The sequence below is a fragment of the Roseibium sp. genome (assembly GCF_050301095.1).
Lineage (GTDB): Bacteria > Pseudomonadota > Alphaproteobacteria > Rhizobiales > Stappiaceae > Roseibium.
On sequence record NZ_JBNKYW010000202.1, the window covers coordinates 1 to 23570 of the forward strand.

Consider the following 23570-nt stretch of genomic DNA (forward strand, 5'->3'; position numbering starts at 1 on the left):
TACCGGGCCTTTTTTCGTTTCTGGTGTCCTTATCCTTCGCGCCTTCGGTCCGGTCCTGTTCCAGGCGATCTGGACTTGCTTTTTGAAGCCAGATCCCAATGACGCTGAGCGGGCGTTGCTTATTTTGCAGAAGGCTGTTCATTGTTCCCGTGAAGCTTGACTTTAGACCCTCTTTGCATGCAGCAGTGAGAAAACGGTAGCTGAATTGCAGTGCTGCAACTGTTTCGTGAAGAAGTGTTAGACAACGATAGAAGAGCAACAAGTTGGAGTGGACGAACATTAAAACAATTTCCGTGGTCGGCAATGGACCCATTTCGGAAGTTGATGCCCCTCAAATAGACAGGTCTGATCTCGTTCTGCGTTTCAACAGCGCGCCCGCTTGTGGGGCTGCCGGACAGAGGGTGGACGTCCTGATGCTTAACAGGGCAAGGGTCTACATGAGCAAGCGGATCAATCCGATTGCCCTCAATCGCGCAGCAGAGGTCTGGGTAAATGATATAGAAGAAAACGGACGTGTGGACTGGTTATTCGAAAAGGAATGTAAACCGCGCTATCTCGGGTTTGGCCCCATTATGAAAGCGCGAAAGCACCTGGAGAAATATGATCCGTTCCAAACGAGCAACCCTACGTCGGGAGCTTCGATCATTGCCGAGTTTCTGGACACTCAGCCGCAGGCAAAGATGCACCTCTTCGGGTTTTCTCATCAGGGCAAACAGAGCACCCATGATTGGAATGCTGAAAGGCAATGGGTGAGTGATCTCGTCGCTGAAGGCCGGATTGTTAAGTATGCGTCAGCGAGCGATCCGGCGCGGCGAAGCTTGGCCGGGAGTGGCGAATATTGCATTCGGTTTTTGGAGAAGCGTTTCAAACACTACCTTTACAATAAGTTGCTCCATTCGGAAACGGAAACCAAGAAGAGAATTTTCGGCAAAGACGGATGAGCTTTGATTGGTAAAGTATTCGATTAAATAGTTCTGGAGTTTTTAGCCAGTTTCACGTTTCAGTTGACAGAAGCACTTCCCGTCATTAGTCAGTTTTGGGGTACAGACCCATAAAATTGTCCGTTCAGGTCGATCTGGAAAGGATAGTGTCCGAGGAGTGGAGGAGAAGGAAACATGGCTGGTTTCCAAGCTTTCGCATCGAAGGAGACGGTTCTTCCCAGATCGATCCGAAAGACGCCAATCGGGCTTTGAACAGCTACGTGAAAGCCTTTGCACCATGCGCCAGCATGGTTGTGCAGGCTATTCCTTGCTTTTCTGCGCCCGTTTGGCGCCTGAATGCGCAATTTTATGAGACCGTACCCTAAGATCGATATCCCAGCGGGAATATATACAGTGCTTTTTGATTTCAATTGCAATGAATACAAATATCGAGAGCAGTTTGATGAGTTTCCGCAAATCGAAAATCATGATTTCCGGTTTACGACGTGCACTTGTGGTGAGACGAATTCCTATGTTGTTTCAACAGTCTCTCGGCACAGGAACTTTCTGCCAATAGTAGCTTGCGCCAATTGCGGTACTTTGCGTGCAAATCCTTATTTCACACAAGAAACTGCAGCTTACTACTACGGAAATATTTATGGAAAGGTGAAGCGTTCCGGGCGGTCTCCGGAACAGCTTTTCAATGAGCAGAAAGAAAGATCTTTGGCGCCATTCCTTGCCGACTTCAGCGAGGCTTGTTCGAGCGTTCTCGATTTTGGCGGAGGCGCCGGCGGTCGAACGGCGGAGATGATTTCGCCAGAACGCAGTGTTTCGCTCCATGAAGTGGAAAGCGAATACAGTCAATACGCCTATTCGCAAGGCATTCTGCCGTATGACGCCGCCAAGAAGTATGATCTCGTTGTGGTTTCTCATGTCATAGAACACATGATCGACCCGGTCTCTCAAATGGCAGACGTCATACGGGACTGTTGCGCAGATGGCGGGTTGCTGATGGTCGCGACGCCCATAATTGACCGGCAGCGTGCCAGACAATGGCTGCAGCATTTCCATATTGCCCATAAGTACTATTTCACGCACGACGCGCTGATAGGTTTGATGGCGGGCCTAGGATGTACTCTGCTCAAGCACAACAACAATGATGCATATCTCTTCAGGGTAGGTGCGGAGATCGATCCTCAATTTGTTGCCGACAGCTATGCGAGAGGCGCTCGGAGAACGATGGAGCTGATCGAGGCCGAGTTGCGGCCATCGGTAAAAGGCTGGCTGCGATCGCTGAAATTTTGGAGGCCCCAGCCGCACAGTCAAAAAGACCCATCAGGAAAATCGATCTAACCTGGTCCGGATTGGCGGATTTTTGTAGCCATTGTTAATGCAGATCTTGTCTTTCGTGTTGTCACACATCATCGTCAGGTGAGTGAGTAGTATTATTTTTTCTATTTCTATTTCTTTTTTTGAGATTGAAATAGAAGCGTCAATTTCTTTCAACAAAATGGCGTTGATTTTTCATGACTTTGTCAATAATTTCCGCAAAATTCTGACCTGCGGAGTTTGTGAAGATGCTCAATGTTTTTATCGGTTTCGACCCCAAGGAAGCAGTTGCCTATCATGTCTGTGCGAACAGCCTGACGCGATTGTCCAGCGATATTCTGGCGATTACCCCGATCTCACTTAACAATCTGAAGACGTACCAGGAAACCCATACCGACGGGTCCAATAATTTCATCTACACACGTTTTCTGATCCCGCATCTCATGAATTACAACGGATGGGCCTTGTTTCTCGATGGGGACATGATTGTTCGTGACGATATCGCGAAGCTGTTCGCAATGCGCGATGAGAGCAAGGCGGTCATGTGCGTGCATCACGACTACAAAACCAAACAAGAGACGAAATATCTCGGTTCTCGAAACGAGAATTATCCGCGTAAAAACTGGTCGAGTGTCGTTCTTTGGAACTGCGCCCATCCCGCGAACCGCGTAGTCACACCAGATTTTGTAATGGAATCCACCGGTGCGCAGTTGCACCGCTTCACCTGGCTCACCGACGACCTTATCGGAGAGCTTCCGATAGAATGGAATTGGCTGCCTGATGAATTCGGCCCAAATCCGGACGCCAAGCTTCTGCACTTTACCCTTGGCACGCCATGTTTCCATGAATATGCAAACACTCCGATGGCGGCAGAGTGGCACCGGGAAAAGCTTCTCGCGAACTATTCGATGCAGCATGTCATCGACGGGCCGTTTGATTGACCGCGCAACTCTTTGCGGCGGAATTCTGGTGTGATCCGTCGAGCTGTTGTGAAGCTGACGTTGTGAGCGGGATTCTTTCGTATTCCTGCGACACCCGTCTGATGGCCGACTTTTGGCGGCCTTCCAACAACAATGGCTGCCAAATATGGTGGCCATGACTGTTCGAACTGCTGCGGCGACATCACAAAAAGTGGCCTACTCGTCAAAAGCCGGGTTGTTTGGTTCACCTGTCGCCTCAACTCGAACTCACGGTTTCATGGCGTCCTGCCGCATTTTGTCTACGTTCTGAAGTGTCTTTCGCAGGGCTTCCCGGCCGCCTGAAATCATGTATGCATGAGCGGGGACAAATTGATGACGGGCATGGAACGGACGAAAATGCAAAGCGGTTCGGCGCACGGCCCTGCGATCGTGTCCTTGCAGGGCATCTCCAAGACCTTCGCAAACGGGACGGTGGCGCTGGATGGCCTGTCGCTCGATATCCGGCAGGGGGAATTCGTGTCGCTGCTCGGGCCGTCCGGGTGCGGCAAGTCCACGGCGCTCAGGATCATCACCGGTCTGACCGGACCGACGTCGGGCAGGGTCGATTGGCCCGGGGAAACAGCAGGGCAGGAGGATCATGCGCTCGGCTTCGTGTTCCAGGAACCGACCCTGATGCCCTGGGCCTCGGTCTTTGCCAATGTCTGGCTGCCGCTGCGGCTCAAGGGCCTATCCAAAAACGCCGCCCGCGAGCGCGTCATGGAGGCGCTGGAAATGGTCGGGCTGGCGCAATTTGCCGAAAGCTATCCACGGGAACTCTCGGGTGGCATGAAAATGCGGGTCTCCATTGCCCGGGCGCTTGTCACGCGTCCGAAGGTGCTGTTGATGGACGAGCCTTTCGCGGCGCTTGATGAAATCACCCGGTTCAAGCTGAACAACGACCTGTTGCACCTCTGGGAGACCTTCGGCTGGACTGTGGTGTTCGTGACCCACTCGGTTTTCGAGTCGGTCTTCCTGTCCAACCGTATCGTCGTGATGGCCGCCCGGCCGGGCCGGGTCGTGAGCGACACCACGATCGACGTGCCCTATCCCCGGGACGAGGAATTTCGCACGTCACTTGCCTATTCCGGCTATTGCCGCGACGTTTCCGCACTGTTGCACAAGGCAATGGACGGCGTTTCGCAGGCGCGCGTCTGACGGTGTGCCGACCCGAATTCGGAAACAGCACCAATCTACCTCCGGCTCTTTCTCTTCTTGACCTTCCAGTAGCTGGAAGCTCTAAGTGCAGGGATCTGCCAGCGCGGCGAACAAGGTACGGCGACTGTGCCGGTAGAACCTTTGAGGGAGAGATGATGAACATCGGTACGGCTTCGGAAAAGAGCGGGTTGCCGGTCAAGACGATCCGCTACTACGAAGACATCGGCCTGGTGCGTCCGGACCGGGGTGGCAACGGCTATCGGGATTTTTCCATCTCCGATCTGCAGCGGCTGAAATTCCTGCAGCGGGCGCGCAGCCTGGGGTTCTCAATCGACGAGTGCCGCGAGCTGCTGTCGCTTTATGAAGACCGGAACCGTGCCAGCGCGGACGTCAAGAGGCTCACGAAATCAAAGATCGGCGAAGTCGACCGGAAGATCGCGGAACTCAAGTCCCTGAGACGCGTTCTGACGGAACTTGTAGGCGCCTGCCAGGGCGACGACCGTCCGGACTGTCCGATCATCGACGATCTGGCGGGACATCAGGATATGGAAACCAGCGGGAACGGCAAATAAGATGGCTAGAAAATTTCTTGTAATTTCCGCTGTGCTGTCCGTCGTCGTTCTGGGCGTGTTGGCCTGGGCGCGGTTTTCGCCTGAAGAGAGCGGGCCGGAACCCGGTGCGGCTCTTGTTGCAGTGAGCGTACCGGAGATGACCGGTGCCGCCCTGGAAGGCGCGGTCCTTTTCAAGACGAACTGCGCGGCCTGCCATGGAGAGAATGCCGCCGGACGCAATGAGTTCGGGCCACCGCTCGTGCACAAGATCTATGAACCGGGACATCATGCCGATCCGGCATTCCTTCTGGCCGCCATGCGCGGCGTGCGGGCGCATCACTGGCCGTTCGGCGACATGCCTCCCGTCGAAGGGGTGAGCGAACAGGACGTCGAAAAGATCGTTGCCTATGTGCGGACCTTGCAGCGGGCGAACGGCATCAACTGAAGGTGCTCTTCGTGACTGCAGACCGGTCTGGTCCGGTTTGAGTGACCCCGTGCCCGGAAATTGACTTTCGAGGGCACAAGACGGCAGGAAATGCGGCAATCTTCTTGCCTCATCCCGCGTCTTGTTCTACCTGACGGTCACATTCTGCAGTAAATTGCAAGGTGCCGGACCGGCCAAGGGAGACGACGTAATATGACAATCCGCTACCACAAGGGCGATCTTCCGGATCTGAGAGCGTATGAGACGGCGGACGCGGTGGCGGTCGATTCGGAAACCCTCGGCCTCAATCCGCACCGGGACCGGCTTTGCGTCGTGCAGCTTTCCCCAGGGGATGGCACAGCGGATGTGGTCCAGATCGCGAAGGGGCAGACGGAGGCTCCCAACCTTTCGGCGCTCTTCACAGATCTCGGCAAGCCGAAGATTTTTCATTTCGCCCGGTTTGATGTTGCCGTGCTGCGTCACTATCTGGGTATAGAAGTTCAGCCCGTGTGGTGCACCAAGATCGCGTCGAAACTGGTGCGGACCTATACCGACCGGCACGGTTTGAAGGATATCACGCGGGAACTTCTGGGCGTGGAACTGTCCAAGCAGCAGCAGAGTTCGGACTGGGCGGCGGAAAAGCTGTCGGATGCGCAACTGACTTATGCCGCTTCGGATGTTCTGCATCTGCACGCCCTGAAAGAGAAACTGGAATTCATGCTCGCCCGCGAGGAACGGACCGAAATTGCAAAAGCATGTTTCGACTTTTTGCCGGTGCGTGCCGAACTGGACCTGAAAGGTTGGGCCGAAAACGATATCTTTGCACATTCGTGATTTTTTAGACGTGGTTTCGTCATGTGATTCCAGGCGGGGATGGCCGGAGAGGGCCCCGGGCCCGCTATAATTCGGAGACTTTGTTGAACGCAGTCAGCGGATATCCGGGAGGTATGGCTCCCAGGCGGATGCCGAGCCGGGCGCAACGGGCTGCGCGCCGGCACAGCCTGCTGGTGCGGATTCTGCGCTGGCTCTTCCCGGCGATCAGCCTGCTGATCCTGGCCGGCATGATCGGACTGGTGGTTTTGTTCAACTTCCTGAGCGGATTCGGCGCTTCCAACGTGATGTTGACAAGCGAAGGTCTGATCATGGACCAGCCGGAACTTTCCGGTCATGACGGGGAGCGCTCCTACAAGGTCACCGCCCGCCGTGCCATCCAGCGCTTGAGCGATCCGCGGATCATCGACCTGGAAACCATCCGTGCCGACATCGTTCTGGGCAAGGACGACCATGCCGAGATCGTCGCCCTGAAGGGCACATACAACAACGCCGCCGAAACGCTGCGCCTTTACGAGGGCATTCAGCTGGAATGGAGCGAAGGCTACACGGTTGACCTGAGCGAAGTGCAGATCGATCTGAACAACGGCGCGCTCAGAACCTCCGAACCCGTCTCGATCCGCTCGGATCAAGGGCGTATTCTGGCCGGGAAACTCAGTTATGATCAGAACAAGAGCCTCGTCCGCTTCTCGGGCGGCATCAAGATGACCATCAATCGCGTCCCTGAAGGACAATAGGCAATGACACTTTTCAAACATGCATTTTTTGCGGTGGCCGCGTTCCTCTTTGCCGGTGTTGCGCAGGCGCAGACATTTTCGGACGCTTTTGCCGGTTTCGGCTCCAACGACGGCGAGCCGATCGAAATCGAAGCCAGCGAGCTGCGCGTGGAAGACAACAAGAGCACGGCAACCTTCGTCGGCGACGTCGTTGTGGTTCAGGGCGAGACCAGCCTGAAGACCCAGCGCCTGAAGGTCTATTATGCGGGCTCGGGCGCGCAGAAGACGGACGCGGCAGTTCAGCAGCGTATTTCCAAGCTGGAGGCCCAGGGCGGGGTCTTCATTTCCTCCAAGGACCAGACGGCCAAGGGCGATCAGGCCAGTTTCGACATGAACCGTGAGGTCATGGTCATGACCGGCAAGGAAGTCGTGCTGAGCCAGGGCCCCAATGTGGTCGTCGGCAACAGGCTCACCGTCAACCTGAAAACCGGTAAGGCGAATCTCGAGGGTGGCGGCGACAGCGGCAGGGTAAAGGTCCGGATCCTCCCCAACAGTGTCCAGAATGGCGAAGGACAGTGACTGTCTGGGCAGTCCAATCGCACATCTGACTCGACAGGCTTCGCCGCAGCGCTTATTTGAACCTGCGGCGGCAAAGGATGGACGGCGCACCGGTGAAGAGAACCGCTACAGATTTTAACGGCTTACAGGGAAGCATCCACCCTATGGACCAGCGCATGGATCAGCGTGTGGAAGATCTGTCCCAGGCGCTTGTCGTCGAGGGGATCGGCAAGACCTATGGCCGCCGCCAGGTGGTGAAATATGTCAGCCTGTCCGTCAGACCCGGCGAGGCCGTGGGGCTGCTGGGACCGAACGGAGCCGGCAAGACGACCACCTTCTACATGATCACCGGCCTGATTCGCCCGGATCAGGGGCAGATTTCGCTCGAAGGTTTCGACATTACCCGCATGCCCATGTACCGGCGTGCCCGGCTCGGTATCGGATATCTGCCGCAGGAAGCATCCATCTTTCGCGGGCTGACAGTTGAGGAAAATATCCGTGCCGTCCTTGAGGTGATCGAACCCAGCCGCCAGAAGCGTCGGGAAGAGCTGGATTCGCTGTTGGCGGAATTCGGCCTGACCCATTTGCGCAAGTCGCCAAGCATTGCCTTGTCCGGCGGGGAGCGCCGGCGCGTGGAAATCGCCCGGGCGCTTGCCAGCCGGCCGTCTTTCATGCTGCTCGACGAGCCGTTTGCAGGCATCGACCCGATCGCGGTCGGTGACATTCAGCAGCTCGTTCGCCACCTGACACAGCGTGGCATCGGCGTTCTGATCACGGATCACAACGTGCGCGAAACCCTGGGTCTCATCGACCGGGCCTATATCATTGCGGCGGGTGAGGTTCTGACCGAAGGCCTGCCCCAGGAAATCGTCACCAATCCGGATGTCCGACGGCTATATCTGGGTGAGCAATTTACGCTTTGATGACAGCTGCTCAGCTAGGATATAAACTCGGTTTGCAACGAATAAGCAAAAAGCAGACCAAAAAGACCTAGCCGGGACATAAATGGCCATTTCAACAAAGCTGGAGATGCGACAGAGCCAGTCGCTGATCATGACGCCGCAGCTCATGCAGGCGATCAAGCTGCTGCAAATGTCCAATCTCGATCTCGTTGCCTATGTGGAAGCCGAGCTGGAGCGCAATCCCCTTCTGGAAAAGGGCGACGGGGAAGAGGGCGATAGCGGATCCGCCGCGGATTCCGGTGACGGCGCGGAGCGCGACCCGCGGTCTTCCCGTGCAGAAGAAAGTGACAGTTCCGGCGAAGAGCCCGGTGCTTCCGACTGGATGCAGAGCGACCTGGAAACGGGTTCGGAGGCCATCGCCGCGCGCATGGACACCGATCTCGGTAATGTTTTTCCTGACGAACCGGGCGTGCCGGCTTCACCCGATCCGGCCTTGTTGAAGGCCGGTGACAGTTACAAGAACGCCTCAAGCAGCGGTGCGTCCGACGACTACAATCTGGAGGCCTTCGTCGCGGAAGAAGCTTCGCTCGGGACTTCTCTGGAAGAGCAGATGCACCTGGCACTGAGCGACGAGGCGGACAAGCTCATTGCCGGTCATCTGATCAACTCCCTCGATGAGAACGGTTATCTCTTTGCCGATCTCGGCGAGCTCGCGGGCCAGTTCGGCGTCGAGCCCGAGCGGGTCGAGGGCGTTCTGGCGGTGCTGCAGACATTTGATCCGCCAGGGGTCTTTGCCCGCAATCTTGCCGAATGTCTCAAGCTCCAGCTCATCGACAGGAACCGCTTCGATCCGGCCATGGAGGCCCTTGTCGAGAATATCGAGCTTCTGGCCAAACGGGACCTTGCGGCGCTCAGAAAGGTCTGCGGCGTCGACGACGAGGACCTGATGGAAATGATTGCCGAGATCCGGGCCCTCGATCCGAAGCCGGGAAGCGTGTTCGGCACGTCGCTCGTTCAGCCGGTGGTGCCCGATGTCTTCGTCCGGCCTGCCAATGACGGTACCTGGGCGGTCGAGCTGAATTCGGACACGCTGCCGAAAGTGCTCGTCAACCAGACCTATTTCGCCAGGGTGATCAAGACCGCCCGCAACGAGACCGAAAAGGAATACCTGACGGATTCTCTGCAGACGGCCAATTGGCTGGCCAAGAGCCTGGATCAGCGGGCCAAGACGATCCTGAAGGTGTCCACGGAAATCGTGCGCCAGCAGGATGGTTTCCTGACCTACGGCATCGAGCACCTCAGGCCCCTCAACCTGAAGACTGTCGCCGACGCCATCAGCATGCATGAATCGACGGTCAGCCGTGTGACGTCCAACAAGTTCATGGCGACGCCGCGCGGTATTTTCGAGTTGAAATACTTCTTCTCCTCCGCCATCTCGGCAACGGTCGGCGGTGATGCACACTCTGCCGAAGCAGTCCGTCACAAGATCAGGCAGATGATCGATGCGGAAGATCCCAAGGCCATACTGTCCGACGACACGATTGTGAAAATTCTGAAGGGCGAGGGGATCGATATCGCCCGGAGAACCGTCGCAAAATACCGTGAAGCCATGAAAATTGGTTCTTCGGTTCAGCGCAGACGCGAGAAAAACAGCCGGATCTAGCTGTGCGTTGCGCGCATAACTTCACGTGAGTGGTGCAATATCCGCAATAATTCGGAGATTTCCACTGAAACAATACCTTGAATTTGCGGCCTGATTTCAAATCAGGTGCCGGTTTTTTTATATTCAATTGACTCTTTGCGATAGCGCAATTATAGCACCGCCCTCGTGGCGTAAAGAGGGGATGGCGCTTCGGCGCCGACTGGTCCATTCTACAGACTTGAAACGTTCCGAGTTTCAACGCCGGTTCTACCGGTGAGCTATCGGTCAATAGAAAAAGAAGAGGTCCCCATGGCTTTGCGGATTTCGGGTAAGAATGTCGATGTAGGCGACGCAATGCGCGAACACATCACAGACCGAATCGAAGATGCCCTGTCAAAATATTTTACAGGCGGCTTCACAGGCCACGTTACGCTCAGCAGGGAGGGCACAGGCTTTAAGTCGGAGTGCAGCCTGCACCTGGATACCGGCATTGTACTGCAGGTATCCGCGCAGGATCAGGACCCGCGCAACAGTTTCGATGCGGCAGCCGAAAAGATTGAAAAACGGTTGCGGCGCTACAAGCGCAAGCTGAAAGACCATGGCCCGAAGGGCAATGGCCGCGAGTCCTATGAAGCTGCTTCTTATGTGCTGGCCTCTCCGGAGGACGATGAGGAAGTGCCGGTGGATTTCAATCCGCTCGTCATTGCCGAAACGTCGGCGAAAGTGAAAACGATGACTGTCGGTATGGCGGTCATGGAGCTGGATTTGACCGAAGCCCCGGTTGTCTTGTTCAAAAACGCGGCAAACGGCGGTGTCAATGTTGTTTATCGCCGGTCGGATGGCAATATTGGGTGGATAGACCCGGCACTGGCAGTCGAACAGGCTGCGGTATAGTGATGCGGACAGAGCCGGCTTCCGAAAGGAAGCCGGACTCTGAAACTTGTAGGCAAACGAATGGATCTTAGTGATCTTCTGGATAAAGACGCGGTGATTGCCGGCCTGAAGGCCAAAAGCAAGAAACAGGTAATCCAGGATCTTTCCGCCCGGGCGGCGGAACTGACCGGTCTTTCTGAACGTGAAATTTTTGACACGCTGCTTCAGCGTGAACGTCTGGGATCAACCGGTGTCGGCCACGGCATCGCAATCCCCCACGGCAAACTGACACGCCTTGACAAGCTGGTCGGCCTGTTCGCCAGGCTGGACAAGCCGGTCGAATTCGATGCCCTTGACGACGAACCCGTCGATATCGTGTTTCTGCTGCTCGCACCGGAAGGTGCCGGTGCGGATCATCTGAAAGCCCTTGCGCGGATCGCCCGGCAGCTTCGGGACGGTGCTGTGACCCAAGGTATCCGCGGGTCCACCGATCCCGGCGAGATCTACGGCTTTCTGACCCAGCCGCTGACGTCTTCCAACGCCGCCTAATCGTTCAGTCTCCCGAAAAACGGCAAACCCAGGCGATCTCGCGCGTCTCAGGCTGCAAGGCGGGAGACGCCCATGGCCTAGTTTGTGTTGCCGGTCACGCGACGGCTCCCCCGGTGCTCAAATCTCTGCCGGAACGGAACCCCGGAGTTGGGAAGTGATGCCAGCCGCGGTTGGTATCAGGCCTCCGCGGGTTCGGCATCGCCCTGGACAAGTCTTTCCTGCGCACCGGTGGCCATCTGTTCCGTGGCAAGTGCGGCCAGATGCAGGTCGGCAAGCTCCGCCGGCGGAGCGGTCTCTTCCGGAATGCGCCAGAGTGTCGAACGGATCGCCAGATGTCCAAGAGTTCTGGTGGACGTGGCAACGGCGATCACGATGGCCAGAAGCGGACCGGTGGCAACGGGGATGACCGGCCAGACCAGAGCGATGGGCTGGCTGAGCAACCAGAAAAGACCCGCCAGGCCGAAAAGTGTCTGCGGCCAGAGTTTGCCGATCGCCAGAAGGACAGGCAGCCTTTCGACTCCTCTTGCCTGAGCCCCCCAGCCGATGGTCTTGCCCAGCAAAAGTCCTCCCATGAACAGCGTATGGGCCACCGCCATGATTGGCGCCAGCATGGCCGAATAGACGATCTCGGCAACAACGCTCACCAGAATGCGGACAGGACCGCCGAAGGCCTTGCGCAAGCCGGGCCGGGCGAGGATATCGGCAACGGTCGCGAATTTCGGGGCGAACACCATGGTCAGGATCGTGATGAACAGGACGGCGCCCGTGTCCGGCCGGAACGGGGAGGTGTCGCTCACGATGCCGAGAGTTGCGGCCGCGATCATGAAACCGATCCAGGCCGGGGACCCCAGGAACATCAAAATAGCCAGAACAAGCTGAGCGCGGCTGACCGGTTTAAGACCCGGCAATCCGAGCAGGCGTCGGTACTGAAGATTGCCCTGGCACCAGCGCAGGTCGCGGCGGATGAATTCCAGAAGGTGGGGGGGATTGACCTCGTAGCTGCCCGTCTCCAACGGCAGAACGCGAACTTCGTAGCCTGCACGGCGCATCAGTACGGCCTCCACCTGATCGTGCGACAGGACCGGGCCCGCCAAGGGGCCTTTGCCGGGCAGAACGGGAAGGCGGCAATGTTCCATGAAGGGTTTCAGCCGCAGAATGGCGTTGTGTCCCCAATAAGGGCCGCAGTCGCCCTGCCACCAGGCGCTACCGATCGTGTAGGACCGCATGCCGAGGCGCATGCCGAACTGGAAGATGCGCGCGAAGGCGCTCTCCGTGGGCTGTCCGACGACAAGGCTCTGCAGAATGCCGACCTTCGGGTTGGCTTCCATGCGCCTGACCAGATCCGTGATCGCCTCGGCGGACATGTAGCTGTCCGCATCCAGCACAAGGGCGTAGTCGTAATCCTGGCCCCAGCGATTGCAGAAGTCCTCTATGTTCCCGGCCTTGAACCCCGTGTTGACGGGGCGCCGGCGGTAGCGGACGTCCATTTTGCCCGCAAACCGGTCGGCCAGGCGGGCGGCCATCTTCTGTTCGCCAAGCGCGATGTCTTCCATCGAGGTGTCACTGAGAATGAACAGCGTAAAGCGGTCCGCCTGTCCCTTCCTGATCAGGCTCGACAACATGGCGCTCAGGTTGATCTCCACGCACTGCGGATCCTCGTCGCGAATGCAGGAGAGCAGTGCGGTGTTTCCTTTCAGCGCGGCCTGCGGGTCGCCCGCTTCAACCGGACAGACGGCAGCAACCGGATCCCTGGCAAACCGCATGATCAGGAGACCGATGACCGCATTCCAGAAGCCTATGAGCGTCCAGGGCAAGGTCATGGTGAAACAGACCAGGATAACAATGTCGAGTGCCGTATAGCCACCGGGGGAAAGGGTTGCGGCCATCAGCGCCGTGAGGGCGCCAAATCCGGTCAGGAGGAGGACGGCGAAGGTAATCCGCCTCAACGTCATGCGTTTGGCGGGCGACTTGAAAAATGGCATGTCAAAGACCCAAAACATTTTTTTGACTTCCATTGGCGGTAATCATCGCAATAGTGCGCATGTCAAAATGTTCTAAAATTGACAGAGGCGGCAGTATGAACAGGAACGGGCGAACGGAGGTGTGCCGGTGACAAGCGGCACGGTTCAGGCGGAGGCGCTCTGGTATACCGGCGCGGCGCGATGTGCAATCGAGGCCGTTCCAGTCGCTGTGCCCGAGGCCGGCGAGGTTCTGGTGCAGACCCTTTTCAGTGGCATCAGCCGTGGGACGGAAGGCCTGGTTTTCCGGGGCGAAGTGCCGGCCAGCGAGTGGCAGCGCATGCGCGCGCCGTTCCAGGCAGGCAATTTTCCGTTCCCGGTGAAATACGGTTACGCCAATGTCGGCCGGGTGCTGGAAGGCGATTCCAGCCTTGCCGGGCGCACGGTCTTTTCTCTTTATCCGCATCAAAGCGCGTATGTTCTCCCCAAGGATGCCTGTATGCCGCTTCCCGATGGCGTGCCGTCTCAAAGAGCGGTTCTGGCCGCCAATATGGAAACGGCGCTCAATGCTTTATGGGACGGAAAACCATCACCTGGGGATCACATCTGCGTGGTTGGCGGGGGTGTTCTCGGACTTTTGACCGGCTACCTTGCCGGCCGGCTGCCCGGAACGGTGGTCACGGTCGTCGATACGAATGCCGGCCGCACGGACATCGCCGGAGCTCTTGGGCTTCGCTTCGCCGCACCGCAAGAGGCACCTGCTGATCAGGATCTTGTGTTTCATACCAGCGCGACGTCGGCCGGGCTTGCGACCGCTCTGGCGTGCGCCGGCGACGGAACACCCGTCATTGAAATGAGCTGGTACGGCGCGAACGGCGTGGAGGCGCCGCTTGGCGCCGACTTTCATTGCCGGCGTCTGAAACTGATTTCCAGTCAGGTCGGCACGATTCCGCTGGAACGGCAGGCCAGATGGACTTTCCGGCGTCGGCTGGAAGTGGCCCTCTCGCTGCTTGCCGATCCGGTTCTGGATTGCCTGATCAGCCATCGTGTTGCGTTTCACGATTTGCCCGAACGCCTTCCCGATTTGTTGAACAAGTCGTCAGATGTCCTTGCCGCGCTTGTCGTATATGACGGGAACCCCGATTGATCCCGGGTAACCCGTTGTCTTTTGAACAGAAATTCAGGAAACCAGAATGTTTGCAGTTGAAGTCCGCGACCATGTGATGATTGCCCATTCCTTCAAGGGGGAACTCTTCGGTCCCGCCCAGGCTTTGCATGGAGCGACTTTCGTGATCGACGCTGCCTTTCTGGCGGAAACGCTCGATAAAAACGGTGTGGTAATCGATATCGGCCGGGCGCATGAAGCCCTGAAGGAAGTTCTCGAACCGCTCAACTACAAGAACCTCGACGAGGTTCCCGAATTTGCTGGCGTCAACACGACCACCGAATTCCTGACGAAGCATGTTCACGATCACCTTGCCCGGGCCGCACGGGAGGACCGGCTTGGCCGCCCGGGGGGCGAACTCAGTGCCATCCGCGTGACGATTTCCGAGAGCCATGTTGCCCGCGCCTGGTATGAAGCCGCGATCTGAGACCGGGATGCCAACCCTTTATTTTGCCTATCCTGGAGACATCGACACGCCGACCGGCGGCTATGGATACGACCGGCGGATCATCTCCGGTCTGCGGGATCTTGGCTGGCAAGTGGAACTTGTGCCACTCGGCGATGGGTTTCCGTTCCCGTCGGCAGTCACTCTGAAAGACGCACGGGAAAGGCTTGCCGGCTTGCCGGAGGGGGCGCTGACGGTTGTCGACGGACTGGCCTACGGCGTCTTCGCGCATGCCGCGGCTGCTTTGGCAGGCCGCCTCTCGTTGATCGCGCTTGTCCATCACCCGCTGTGCCGCGAAAACGGCCTGAGCGCCGATGAGGCGGCGAAACTGCGCGACAGCGAGCACAAGGCACTGGCACCGGTCCGCCATATCATTGTCACCAGTCCGGCGACAGCCGGTCAGGTGAGCGAACTTTTCGGGGTTTCTCCCGAAAAGATCACGGTCGTCGTACCGGGAACGGACAAGCCCGGCCTTGTTACGCGCGCGCCGTCAAACCCGGTGCGGCTGCTGTCCGTCGGTACGGTGGTTCAACGCAAGGGGTACGATCTCCTGTTACAGGCTCTTTCCGGCTTGAAGGGCTTGGAATGGATGTTGGATGTCGTTGGCGGTCTCGATGCCGATCCGCTGTGTTATCACGCCCTACTCAGGCAGGTGGACAGGTACGATCTCTCGGAACGGGTCACCTTCCACGGAGCGGTTCCGTCCGTGGACCTTGGCGGCTTTTATTCGAATGCGGATATTTTTGTGCTGGCCAGCCGTTACGAAGGCTATGGCATGGCCTACACGGAAGCCCTTGCCCACGGGCTTCCGGTCATCGGCAGCGGTGGCGGCGCGGTTCGCGAAACTTTGCCGAAGGACGCGGCAATCTATTGCGGAACCGAGGATGCCGAAGCATTGCACGACGCCCTTGAGATGCTGATCCGGGATCCTTCTGCACGGACCGACATGGCGGAGGCCGCCAGAAATGCGGCCATGGATCTGCCGGACTGGAACGATGCAGCCCGCCGTTTTGCGAAAACCTTACAGGAGGTTTGTTCATGAGCAGCTTTGCCGCCCAATGGCTTGCCCTGCGCGAACCGCTCGATCTTGCGGCCAGGAATGCCGAAGTCGAAACGGCCTTTCTGGAAAGCCTGCCGGCTCGACCGCTGCGCATTCTGGACCTGGCCAGTGGCGCCGGATCGACGGTTGCGGCGCTCAGCCTGCGCTTGCCGCAAAAGACAAGCTGGCTGCTGACAGATCACGACCCGCTTCTGCTGGAGGCGGCCGCCGGCCGTTTCCGGGATTGGGGAGAGGGGGAAGTCAGCACACGCCGTGTCGATCTGGCGGCGAACCTGGAAACACTTCTCCTTGCGGATGTGGACGCGGTCACGACCTCGGCCTTCCTCGATTTGACATCGGAGGAGTTCCTTGTCCGCCTCGCCGACTTCGTTGCCCACTCCGGAAAACCTTTTCTGGCCAGTCTCACCTATGACGGCAGAGCGTCGTTCGATCCGCTAAATCCGTTCGACGAGGTCTTGCGCAAGGCACTCAACGCCCATCAGCAAACCGACAAGGGCTTCGGACCGGCGCTTGGGCCCGAGGCTGCCGAACGGGCGATTGCATTGTTTGAAGAACGGGGCTGCCGTGTGGTCCACGGACGTTCGGACTGGGAAATCGCATCGAATTCCGCGGACTTCCTTCTGGAATTCTTGTCCGGCTGGCGCCGTGTCGGCCGGGAGACCGGCCAGGATGAAGCGGCTCTGGAGGGCTGGTGGCTGGACCGCAAGCGGAAGATCTCGGACGGCATGCTCAACGTCCTGATCGGACATGTCGATTTCGCGGTTCTGCCTGCCGATTGAGCGTCGCCGCCCGGCCCTGCGCAGCGTCTGGTTGAATTGCTCCTCGCGACCGCCTAGGCTGATTGCGGATCGGGAGAGGATGGCGGAAATGTCTCAGGTCGAAGGTCGCTACAGTCTGGTTGCACGGGGTATCCACTGGCTGACGGTGCTGCTGGTATTTGCCATGGTTCCGGCAGGACTGACCATGATCCGGATCGGAAGCGGCCCGTTGCAGAACCAGCTGTTCGATTTTCACCGGTCCGTCGGAGTTGTTCTGATGGCGCTGACCCTTGTCCGGTTGATCTACCGCCTCACCCATCCCGCAGCGCCTTTGCCGGCAAGCGTTCCCCTTTGGCAGCAGATGGCCGCCAAGGCGACCCATGTCTTTCTTTATGGCTTCCTGCTTGTCAATCCGGTGATCGGATGGGTTGCAACTTCCGCTTACGGTGCTCCCATCCGCGTTTTCAACCTGTTCACGATGCCGGCCATCGTTGCCAAGGATCGCGCGCTGGCGGACCAGCTATTTTCCGTGCATGCGATTTTGGGGCTGCTCTTTACTGCTGCTGTTCTCCTGCATGTCGCCGCTGCGATCTACCACGGCGCTATCCGCCGGGACGGTGTCTTGAGCCGCATGTTGTAGTGCCGGGTTCCCTAGGGTTATTTTTGTTGATCTTGGTTTTCTTTGGTTGAGTGGTTAACAAGACTTGAATTCGTCCGTTAAAACTGGGTTCATTTTGTAATTTTTTACCATATCCCTTAAGTGCCGTTTATTCCTTTGTCTGTAGAACAAGCGATTGAAAGTCTTCAGCGGTTCATGGGGAGCCGGCATTTTTTAGTGGCTAGGATTGAAATGAAACAGACCATTCGCACCCTCCTGTCGAAACATGGCAACCTGCCGGTCGCGATCGAGAACGTCGCCGACGGCGCCGATCTCTACGACGCGGGCTTGTCTTCCTTTGCGTCCGTTCAGGTCATGCTGGCTCTGGAAGAAGAATTCGACGTCGAGTTTCCGGAACACCTTCTCAACCGCAAATCCTTTTCCTCTGTCGAGGCGATCGAAGCGGCCCTGACCGAAATTCTCGAAGACCAGGCAGCCTGATCCATGACAGCCGCAGCCAAGATCACCGCTCTGGGCCTTTCGGAGCGCGCGAAGCGTGCCGCCAAGGTTGCCGCGGAATTCGCCGACAAGGTGGATATAGAAGCCCGTTTTCCGGCCGAAGGCATGGAAGCCCTCAAGGCCGAACGGATGATGGGTGTGATGATTCGCCCGGAACTCGGCGGGGAAGGGGCCAGCCTCACGGAAGTTGCGGATGTCTGCGCAATCCTTGGCCAGGCCTGCGCGGCGACCGCGATGACCTACGCCATGCACCAGATCCAGATCGCCAGCCTGTCGGACTACGCAGTTGGCAGTGCCTGGCATGAAGCCTTTCTGACAAGGCTGTGCGACGAACAGCTGCTGATCGGCTCCGCGACGAGTGAGGCGGGTATCGGCGGAAACCTGCGCAATTCCATCTGTGCCGTCGAGGTCGAGGGAGACACGGCGCGCCTGACCAAGGACGCGACCGTCATCTCCTATGGTGCCGATGCCGACGCCATCATGGTGACCTCGCGCCGCCACCCGGATGCAGCGCACTCCGACCAGGTGGCGACGATTTTCCTGAAGGACCAGTACACGCTCGAGCACACCAGCAAATGGGACACGCTCGGCATGCGCGGAACCTGCTCCGATGGCTACATCTTCCGGGGCGAGGCGCCGGCGCAGCAGATCCTGCCGCGGCCCTTCGCGGAAATCGCGGCGCAGTCCATGCTGGCCGTTTCCCACCTTCTTTGGGGCGCGCTCTGGTACGGCATCGCGGCAGATGCGGTCGCCCGTGGCCAGGCCTTCGTCAAGAACGCCGCGCGCAGAACCCCCGGCCAGGTGCCTCCGGGCGCCCTTCGCCTTGCCGAAGCCTCCAGTCTGCTGCAACTGGTCAAAGCCAATGTGGTCGCCGGCCTGAAGCAGTTCCAGGGCTGCAAGGGCGACAGTGATGCGCTCAACGCGATGAGCTTCTCCGTTGCCATGAACAACGTGAAGATCGGCACTTCGCAGACCATCCTGACGATCATCAACCACTGCATGCTGATCTGCGGGATTGCCGGTTACAAGAACGGCACGCCGTTCAGTCTCGGCCGGCATCTGCGCGATGCGCATTCCGCCCAGCTCATGATTTCCAACGACCGGATCTTGGGCAACACGTCGACCATGCTTCTGGTCAACAAACAAGACACAAGCCTGCTGGGGTAATCCATGGACGCGCAAGCCTCTTTTCTCGATCAGCTTTTTGCCGAAGGCGTGCTGCATCCCTCCGGTGTCGACGGTCTTTATGCCCGCAGCGGCGAATTCGAAGACGTGGTTGCCCGCTTCGAGAAGTTCGCACTGACCTATGGCGAGGACGAAATCACCGAAGCCATGGTGTTCCCCCCGGGCATGACCATGCAGGATTTCGAAACCAGCGGCTACATGAAGAGTTTCCCGCAGCTCGCCGGAACGGTTCATGCCTTTTGCGGCAATGACCACGATCACATGGGGCTGCTGCAATGCATGGCGGCGGGCGAGGACTGGTCGAAGGACCAGAAGCCGACCCAGGTCGCGTTGACGCCGGCGGCCTGCTACCCGCTCTATCCGATCCTCGCACGGCGCGGACAGTTGTCCTCCCAGGGCGCCTATGTGGCGTTGCAGTCCTACTGCTTCCGGCACGAGCCTTCCAAGGACCCGGCCCGCATGCAGATGTTCCGCCAACGCGAATATGTCCGCGTCGGTTCCTCGGAGCAAACCATGGAATTCCGGGAAATCTGGAAGCAGCGCGGCAGCGAGATGATGCAACGGCTGCAGTTGCCCCATCACGTGGATGTGGCCAACGATCCGTTCTTCGGACGCGCGGGCAAGATCATGGCGTCAGGCCAGCGGGAGCAGGAGCTGAAGTTCGAAATGCTGGTGCCGATCACCTCGGAGGAAAATCCGACCGCCTGCATGAGCTTCAACTACCATATGGACAATTTCGGCAAGGCCTGGAACATCCGCCAGGCGGACGGCGCACCGGCACATACCGCCTGTGTCGGCTTCGGCCTGGAACGGCTGACGCTGGCCCTGTTCCGCCATCACGGGATGGATACGTCGCAATGGCCCGAGGGCGTTCGGTCGATCCTTTGGGGGTGAGGAGCGATCCATGACAGATGCTGTCTTTGAGCAGCTGACTGCGGCGGCCTATGTCCGCAGTCCGCTGCATTCGCAGGAGCGGGACTGGCCGGAGACCAATTGTTATCTCGACGTCTGGATCGAGGTACTGCCGTCTCTGGGGTTGCCCGCCGAAGCCTGCCTTGCCTATTCGGTGACCCAGGACTTCGAAGGCGACCAGTTTACCTTCTTCAAGGTGCCTCTGGAGGACCTGGAAGCGCTCTATGGTCTCAAGGTCACGGAGCTGGCGGTCTACGACCGGGTCGAGAACCATGTGCAGCAACAGATCGGCCGTGGCCGCCTGTCGCTGGTGGAAGTGGACAGCTATTTCCTTCCCGATACCCATGGCGTCGGCTATCACGAGGCCCACGGCAAAACCACGATTGCGGTCAATCGCATGGACTTTGAAAGCCGCACCATGGAGTATTTCCACGGGCTCGGCCTGCATCGGCTCGAGGGAGACGACTTCGACGGAGTCTTTCAGCGCGAAGACCACCAAAAGCCCCTGCCGTTCCTGCCCTACACCGAATTCGTCAAGTTTCCGGACGTCCGGCCGAGTGCCGACCAGATCCTGAAAGTTTCGGAAGAGCTGTTGCGCCGGCATCTGAAGCGCCGTCCGGCTGCAAACCCGGTTGCCGCTTTCGCAAGGGAGTTCCCGGCACAGGTGGAACAGGTGAGCATGCGCGAATTCGGGTTCTTCCACCTTTACGCCTTCAACACCTTGCGGCAACTCGGAGCGAACTTCGAGCTGTTCTCCTCCTATCTGGACTGGCTTTCCACGCAGGGAAGGGGGGAGCTGGAAGAAGGTGTTGCAGAGGCGAAAGTGATTTCCTCCACGTGCAAGATGGTCCAGTTCAAGCTGGCGAGGGCCGTGATGCGCAAGAAGTTCGGGGGCCTCGATGAGGGCCTGCTTCCCGCAGTCAAGGCATGGGACAGCCTGATGCAGAGGCTCGACAGGGCCTATGGCGAGGGAAACAGCGGGTTTGAACCGGTTGCCAGTGTTGCCGGAGCCTGATGCAAGTGCCATCGACGATCGATCTTGCGGGTGTGGACTGGTCCCTGACGCTGACGGAGCCAGGTGCGTTTGAAACGCCGCAGGCAACCGGGCACCAGTGGGACCATGTTCCGGCCAGGGTGCCGGGTACGGTGGCGGGGGCCCTCGCGGCAGCCGGTCGCTACGACCCGGACAATCCGGACCCGCTCCACAACAGGGACGTCTGGTACGAAGCCTGGTTCGATGCGGAGCCGGGCCGCTACCGGCTTTGCCTGGATGGGCTTGCTACTGTTGCCGAGGTTCACCTGAACGACGAGAAGGTACTCGTCAGCCGCAACATGTTCCGGAAGCACGAAGTTCCGGTCGATCTTCAACAACGCAACACGCTGAAACTCTGCTTTCGGGCGTTGGAGCCGCACCTGAACGCCAAGGGCGCTCGGGCGCGGTGGAAACCGCAACTGGCAACATCACAAGGGCTGCGGCTGGTCCGGACCACGCTTCTGGGGCACATGCCCGGCTGGTGTCCGGAAATCCATGCCGTCGGCCCCTACCGGCCGGTTCGGCTGGAGCGGGCAGACAAGCCGCGTGTCGTGACCCGTCACATACTGGCCGATCTTGCGCCGGACGGCAGCGGCACGCTGACCGTCTCGCTGAAGCTGGAAAATATCGACGGCCCCCCCGTTCTTCATTGCGCGGGGGAAACGGCGGACATGACCCGCCAGGAAGACGGCTCGTTCAGCGCAACACTGAGGCCTGAAAATATCCGTCCCTGGATGCCGCATACCCATGGCGATCCGGCGCTCTACCAAGTGAAGGTCGAGGCAGGCGGGCAACGGTTCAGTCTCGGGAAGACCGGGTTTCGCCGACTGGAGGTGGACGAGGGGGAAGACGGCAAGGGCTTCGGTCTCAAGGTGAACGGCATTTCCGTTTTCTGCCGCGGGGCCGTGTGGACCAATGCCGATCTTCTCGATCTCCCCTCGGACGAAGACACCTACCGCCCCTTGCTGGAAGCTGCCCGCGATGCCGGCATGAACATACTGCGCATCGGCGGCACCATGCTTTATGAAAGCCGGGCCTTCTTCGAGCTTTGCGATGAACTCGGAATTCTCGTCTGGCAGGACTTCCAGTTCGCCAACTACGATTATCCGGTCAAGGACGAGGCATTCGTGGAAGAGGTCCGGGCCGAGGTGCAGGACCAGTTGACTGACAGCATGGGCTGTCCCTCGCTGGCCGTCCTGTGCGGTGGCAGCGAGATTTACCAGCAGGGCGCCATGATGGGGCTGCCGGAAAGCCGCTGGAAAGGACCGCTTTGCGAGGAGATCCTGCCTGAGCTGGCGCAAGCCCTGCGGCCGGATGTGCCTTATGCGGCAAACTCCCCCTGCAATGGCGTTCTGCCGTTCTCGCCGAATGAGGGCATCGCGCATTATTACGGCGTCGGCGCCTACTTAAGGCCCCTGGACGACGCCCGCCGGGCAAACGTGCGCTTTGCCGGCGAGTGCCTTGCCTTTTCCAACATTCCGGACCACCGGAGCCTGGAGGAACATTTGCCGGTCAAGCCCGGGCACGATCCTCGCTGGAAGGCGCGAGTGCCGCGGGATCGTGGCGCGGGCTGGGACTTTGAAGACGTCCGCGACCATTACCTGAAAGAGCTTTACGGCGTCGACCCGCTGGCGCTGCGTTATGGCGATCCGGACCGCTATCTGGATCTTGGCCGGGCGGTGACCGGCGAGGTCATGGAAAGAACCTTTGCAGAGTGGCGCCGCAAGGGCTCATCCTGCCAGGGCGCGCTTGTGTGGACCTTTCAGGACCTGATGATGGGCGCCGGCTGGGGCCTGTTCGATGCCGCCGGTCGGCCGAAGCCGGCTTACTATGCCCTCAAACGCGCTTTCCGGCCGTTGCAGGTCTCGGTGACCGACGAAGGCACCAACGGCCTTGCCATTCACGTGATCAACGACTGTCCGCAGGAAAGGTCCGTCACCTTGAGCCTCACCTGCCTCAAGGACGGCCAGGTGCCGGTTGTCTCGGGCCGGAAGGATCTGGTCCTGCCGCCCCATGACGCGCAGACGTTCAACGCCGTCGAGCTGATCGGCGCTTTCTTCGACGTCACCTACGCCTACCGCTTCGGCCCGCCTTCCCACGACGTGACGGTGGTTCGGCTGTCGGATCCGGAGACCGGGGATGTGGTGGCGGATGCGTATCATTTCCCAATGGGATTTGACCTGACACGGATGCCCGTCACCCTTGAGCACAAACTGCAGGAAAGCGATGACGGTTTCTGGTGGTTGGAACTGCAGTCGGACAGGATGATGCAATTCGTGATTATTGACGCGGAGGCCTTTCTGCCCGCTGACAACTGGTTCCATCTGGTTCCGGGAGAAAGACGCCGGGTCCGGCTTCGGCCATGGGAAGACGTTGAACAGGGCGCGCGCCCGAATGGTACGGTGAGTGCCTTGAACAGGCAGGGAAGCTCAGCGTTCAGCTGAATGCGTCAGGGTGTTCCACGGAGACGATCACGTAATCTGCCGAGTCCCGAAGGGCGATTTCGATCTGAGGCTGTGTCATGGGCG

At 58.8% G+C, this 23570-nt stretch carries 24 protein-coding genes; 23 read left to right on the forward strand and 1 reads right to left on the reverse strand.

The features are described 5' to 3' along the window. Positions 1-437 precede the first annotated feature (437 nt). From ACQY7U_RS18125 to ptsN, 13 genes are all read left to right on the forward strand, one after another. Positions 438-941, forward strand: a complete 504-nt coding sequence (locus ACQY7U_RS18125; RefSeq protein WP_428647355.1) for a hypothetical protein — start codon at positions 438-440, stop codon at positions 939-941. Between the two features lie 393 nt (positions 942-1334). After that, complete coding sequence (locus ACQY7U_RS18130) at positions 1335-2273, forward strand: class I SAM-dependent methyltransferase (RefSeq protein ID WP_428647358.1); 939 nt, start codon at positions 1335-1337, stop codon at positions 2271-2273. A gap of 224 nt (positions 2274-2497) precedes the next feature. Further along, positions 2498-3190, forward strand: coding sequence for a glycosyltransferase (locus ACQY7U_RS18135; protein WP_428647361.1), 693 nt, complete (start codon positions 2498-2500; stop codon positions 3188-3190). Between the two features lie 360 nt (positions 3191-3550). Next, a complete protein-coding gene (locus ACQY7U_RS18140; protein ID WP_428647419.1) occupies positions 3551-4363 on the forward strand; it encodes an ABC transporter ATP-binding protein in 813 nt (270 codons plus the stop codon). Between the two features lie 155 nt (positions 4364-4518). Further along, complete coding sequence (gene cueR / locus ACQY7U_RS18145; protein ID WP_428647364.1) at positions 4519-4935, forward strand: Cu(I)-responsive transcriptional regulator; 417 nt, start codon at positions 4519-4521, stop codon at positions 4933-4935. Between the two features lies 1 nt (position 4936). After that, the gene (locus tag ACQY7U_RS18150; protein ID WP_428647367.1) at positions 4937-5359 is read left to right on the forward strand and encodes a c-type cytochrome; all 423 of its coding nucleotides are present in this window, start codon (positions 4937-4939) and stop codon (positions 5357-5359) included. Between the two features lie 192 nt (positions 5360-5551). Further along, entirely contained in the window at positions 5552-6172 is a 621-nt protein-coding gene (locus tag ACQY7U_RS18155) for a ribonuclease D (RefSeq protein ID WP_428647370.1), read from the forward strand. A gap of 83 nt (positions 6173-6255) precedes the next feature. Next, positions 6256-6906 carry an LPS export ABC transporter periplasmic protein LptC gene (gene lptC / locus ACQY7U_RS18160; protein WP_428647373.1) on the forward strand — a complete coding sequence of 217 codons (651 nt, stop codon included), beginning with the start codon at positions 6256-6258 and terminating at the stop codon, positions 6904-6906. Between the two features lie 3 nt (positions 6907-6909). Next, positions 6910-7464 (forward strand): LptA/OstA family protein, encoded by a 555-nt coding sequence (locus tag ACQY7U_RS18165; protein WP_428647375.1) that lies wholly within the window; start codon positions 6910-6912, stop codon positions 7462-7464. Between the two features lie 155 nt (positions 7465-7619). After that, complete coding sequence (lptB, locus tag ACQY7U_RS18170; RefSeq protein ID WP_428647378.1) at positions 7620-8366, forward strand: LPS export ABC transporter ATP-binding protein; 747 nt, start codon at positions 7620-7622, stop codon at positions 8364-8366. An 82-nt stretch (positions 8367-8448) separates the two neighbouring features. Further along, a complete protein-coding gene (rpoN, locus tag ACQY7U_RS18175) occupies positions 8449-10008 on the forward strand; it encodes an RNA polymerase factor sigma-54 (RefSeq protein ID WP_428647380.1) in 1560 nt (519 codons plus the stop codon). 288 nt (positions 10009-10296) lie between these two features. Beyond that, positions 10297-10881: a ribosome hibernation-promoting factor, HPF/YfiA family gene (hpf, locus tag ACQY7U_RS18180; RefSeq protein WP_428647383.1), complete on the forward strand. Its 585-nt coding sequence runs from the start codon at positions 10297-10299 to the stop codon at positions 10879-10881. Positions 10882-10941: 60 nt separating this feature from the next. Continuing rightward, positions 10942-11409, forward strand: coding sequence for a PTS IIA-like nitrogen regulatory protein PtsN (gene ptsN, locus ACQY7U_RS18185; RefSeq protein WP_428647386.1), 468 nt, complete (start codon positions 10942-10944; stop codon positions 11407-11409). A 176-nt stretch (positions 11410-11585) separates the two neighbouring features. Here the strand turns inward: ptsN and mdoH are convergent, their stop codons facing one another. After that, a complete protein-coding gene (gene mdoH / locus ACQY7U_RS18190; RefSeq protein ID WP_428647389.1) occupies positions 11586-13409 on the reverse strand; it encodes a glucans biosynthesis glucosyltransferase MdoH in 1824 nt (607 codons plus the stop codon). A 109-nt stretch (positions 13410-13518) separates the two neighbouring features. Between mdoH and ACQY7U_RS18195 the strand changes: the two genes are divergently transcribed. From ACQY7U_RS18195 to ACQY7U_RS18240, 10 genes are all read left to right on the forward strand, one after another. Continuing rightward, positions 13519-14514, forward strand: a complete 996-nt coding sequence (locus ACQY7U_RS18195) for a zinc-dependent alcohol dehydrogenase (RefSeq protein WP_428647391.1) — start codon at positions 13519-13521, stop codon at positions 14512-14514. Positions 14515-14560: 46 nt separating this feature from the next. Continuing rightward, complete coding sequence (locus ACQY7U_RS18200; protein WP_428647395.1) at positions 14561-14959, forward strand: 6-pyruvoyl trahydropterin synthase family protein; 399 nt, start codon at positions 14561-14563, stop codon at positions 14957-14959. Between the two features lie 7 nt (positions 14960-14966). Continuing rightward, positions 14967-16019 (forward strand): glycosyltransferase family 4 protein, encoded by a 1053-nt coding sequence (locus tag ACQY7U_RS18205; RefSeq protein WP_428647398.1) that lies wholly within the window; start codon positions 14967-14969, stop codon positions 16017-16019. Beyond that, the gene (locus ACQY7U_RS18210; protein ID WP_428647401.1) at positions 16016-16816 is read left to right on the forward strand and encodes a methyltransferase type 11; all 801 of its coding nucleotides are present in this window, start codon (positions 16016-16018) and stop codon (positions 16814-16816) included. The genes ACQY7U_RS18205 and ACQY7U_RS18210 overlap by 4 nt, the downstream gene beginning before the upstream one ends. A gap of 88 nt (positions 16817-16904) precedes the next feature. Beyond that, positions 16905-17435, forward strand: coding sequence for a cytochrome b (locus ACQY7U_RS18215; RefSeq protein ID WP_428647403.1), 531 nt, complete (start codon positions 16905-16907; stop codon positions 17433-17435). A gap of 210 nt (positions 17436-17645) precedes the next feature. Further along, positions 17646-17894, forward strand: coding sequence for an acyl carrier protein (locus ACQY7U_RS18220; protein WP_428647406.1), 249 nt, complete (start codon positions 17646-17648; stop codon positions 17892-17894). Between the two features lie 3 nt (positions 17895-17897). Then, positions 17898-19079 carry an acyl-CoA dehydrogenase family protein gene (locus tag ACQY7U_RS18225; RefSeq protein WP_428647409.1) on the forward strand — a complete coding sequence of 394 codons (1182 nt, stop codon included), beginning with the start codon at positions 17898-17900 and terminating at the stop codon, positions 19077-19079. Positions 19080-19082: 3 nt separating this feature from the next. Next, positions 19083-19991, forward strand: a complete 909-nt coding sequence (locus tag ACQY7U_RS18230; RefSeq protein WP_428647412.1) for an amino acid--[acyl-carrier-protein] ligase — start codon at positions 19083-19085, stop codon at positions 19989-19991. 10 nt (positions 19992-20001) lie between these two features. Further along, positions 20002-21024: a DUF1839 family protein gene (locus ACQY7U_RS18235; RefSeq protein ID WP_428647414.1), complete on the forward strand. Its 1023-nt coding sequence runs from the start codon at positions 20002-20004 to the stop codon at positions 21022-21024. After that, the gene (locus tag ACQY7U_RS18240; protein WP_428647417.1) at positions 21024-23486 is read left to right on the forward strand and encodes a glycoside hydrolase family 2 protein; all 2463 of its coding nucleotides are present in this window, start codon (positions 21024-21026) and stop codon (positions 23484-23486) included. Before ACQY7U_RS18235 ends, ACQY7U_RS18240 begins: the two co-directional genes overlap by 1 nt. Positions 23487-23570: the final 84 nt, after the last annotated feature.

Bases quoted from the DNA above. Each gene is read 5' to 3' on its own strand.
- ACQY7U_RS18125 (WP_428647355.1), top strand. From the start codon at position 438: ATGAGCAAGCGGATCAATCCGATTGCCCTCAATCGCGCAGCAGAGGTC.
- ACQY7U_RS18135 (WP_428647361.1), top strand. From the start codon at position 2,498: ATGCTCAATGTTTTTATCGGTTTCGACCCCAAGGAAGCAGTTGCCTAT.
- ACQY7U_RS18140 (WP_428647419.1), top strand. From the start codon at position 3,551: ATGGAACGGACGAAAATGCAAAGCGGTTCGGCGCACGGCCCTGCGATC.
- cueR (WP_428647364.1), top strand. From the start codon at position 4,519: ATGAACATCGGTACGGCTTCGGAAAAGAGCGGGTTGCCGGTCAAGACG.
- ACQY7U_RS18150 (WP_428647367.1), top strand. From the start codon at position 4,937: ATGGCTAGAAAATTTCTTGTAATTTCCGCTGTGCTGTCCGTCGTCGTT.
- ACQY7U_RS18155 (WP_428647370.1), top strand. From the start codon at position 5,552: ATGACAATCCGCTACCACAAGGGCGATCTTCCGGATCTGAGAGCGTAT.
- ACQY7U_RS18165 (WP_428647375.1), top strand. From the start codon at position 6,910: ATGACACTTTTCAAACATGCATTTTTTGCGGTGGCCGCGTTCCTCTTT.
- lptB (WP_428647378.1), top strand. From the start codon at position 7,620: ATGGATCAGCGTGTGGAAGATCTGTCCCAGGCGCTTGTCGTCGAGGGG.
- rpoN (WP_428647380.1), top strand. From the start codon at position 8,449: ATGGCCATTTCAACAAAGCTGGAGATGCGACAGAGCCAGTCGCTGATC.
- hpf (WP_428647383.1), top strand. From the start codon at position 10,297: ATGGCTTTGCGGATTTCGGGTAAGAATGTCGATGTAGGCGACGCAATG.
- ptsN (WP_428647386.1), top strand. From the start codon at position 10,942: ATGGATCTTAGTGATCTTCTGGATAAAGACGCGGTGATTGCCGGCCTG.
- mdoH (WP_428647389.1), bottom strand. From the start codon at position 13,409: ATGTTTTGGGTCTTTGACATGCCATTTTTCAAGTCGCCCGCCAAACGC.
- ACQY7U_RS18200 (WP_428647395.1), top strand. From the start codon at position 14,561: ATGTTTGCAGTTGAAGTCCGCGACCATGTGATGATTGCCCATTCCTTC.
- ACQY7U_RS18205 (WP_428647398.1), top strand. From the start codon at position 14,967: ATGCCAACCCTTTATTTTGCCTATCCTGGAGACATCGACACGCCGACC.
- ACQY7U_RS18210 (WP_428647401.1), top strand. From the start codon at position 16,016: ATGAGCAGCTTTGCCGCCCAATGGCTTGCCCTGCGCGAACCGCTCGAT.
- ACQY7U_RS18215 (WP_428647403.1), top strand. From the start codon at position 16,905: ATGTCTCAGGTCGAAGGTCGCTACAGTCTGGTTGCACGGGGTATCCAC.
- ACQY7U_RS18220 (WP_428647406.1), top strand. From the start codon at position 17,646: ATGAAACAGACCATTCGCACCCTCCTGTCGAAACATGGCAACCTGCCG.
- ACQY7U_RS18225 (WP_428647409.1), top strand. From the start codon at position 17,898: ATGACAGCCGCAGCCAAGATCACCGCTCTGGGCCTTTCGGAGCGCGCG.
- ACQY7U_RS18230 (WP_428647412.1), top strand. From the start codon at position 19,083: ATGGACGCGCAAGCCTCTTTTCTCGATCAGCTTTTTGCCGAAGGCGTG.
- ACQY7U_RS18235 (WP_428647414.1), top strand. From the start codon at position 20,002: ATGACAGATGCTGTCTTTGAGCAGCTGACTGCGGCGGCCTATGTCCGC.
- ACQY7U_RS18240 (WP_428647417.1), top strand. From the start codon at position 21,024: ATGCAAGTGCCATCGACGATCGATCTTGCGGGTGTGGACTGGTCCCTG.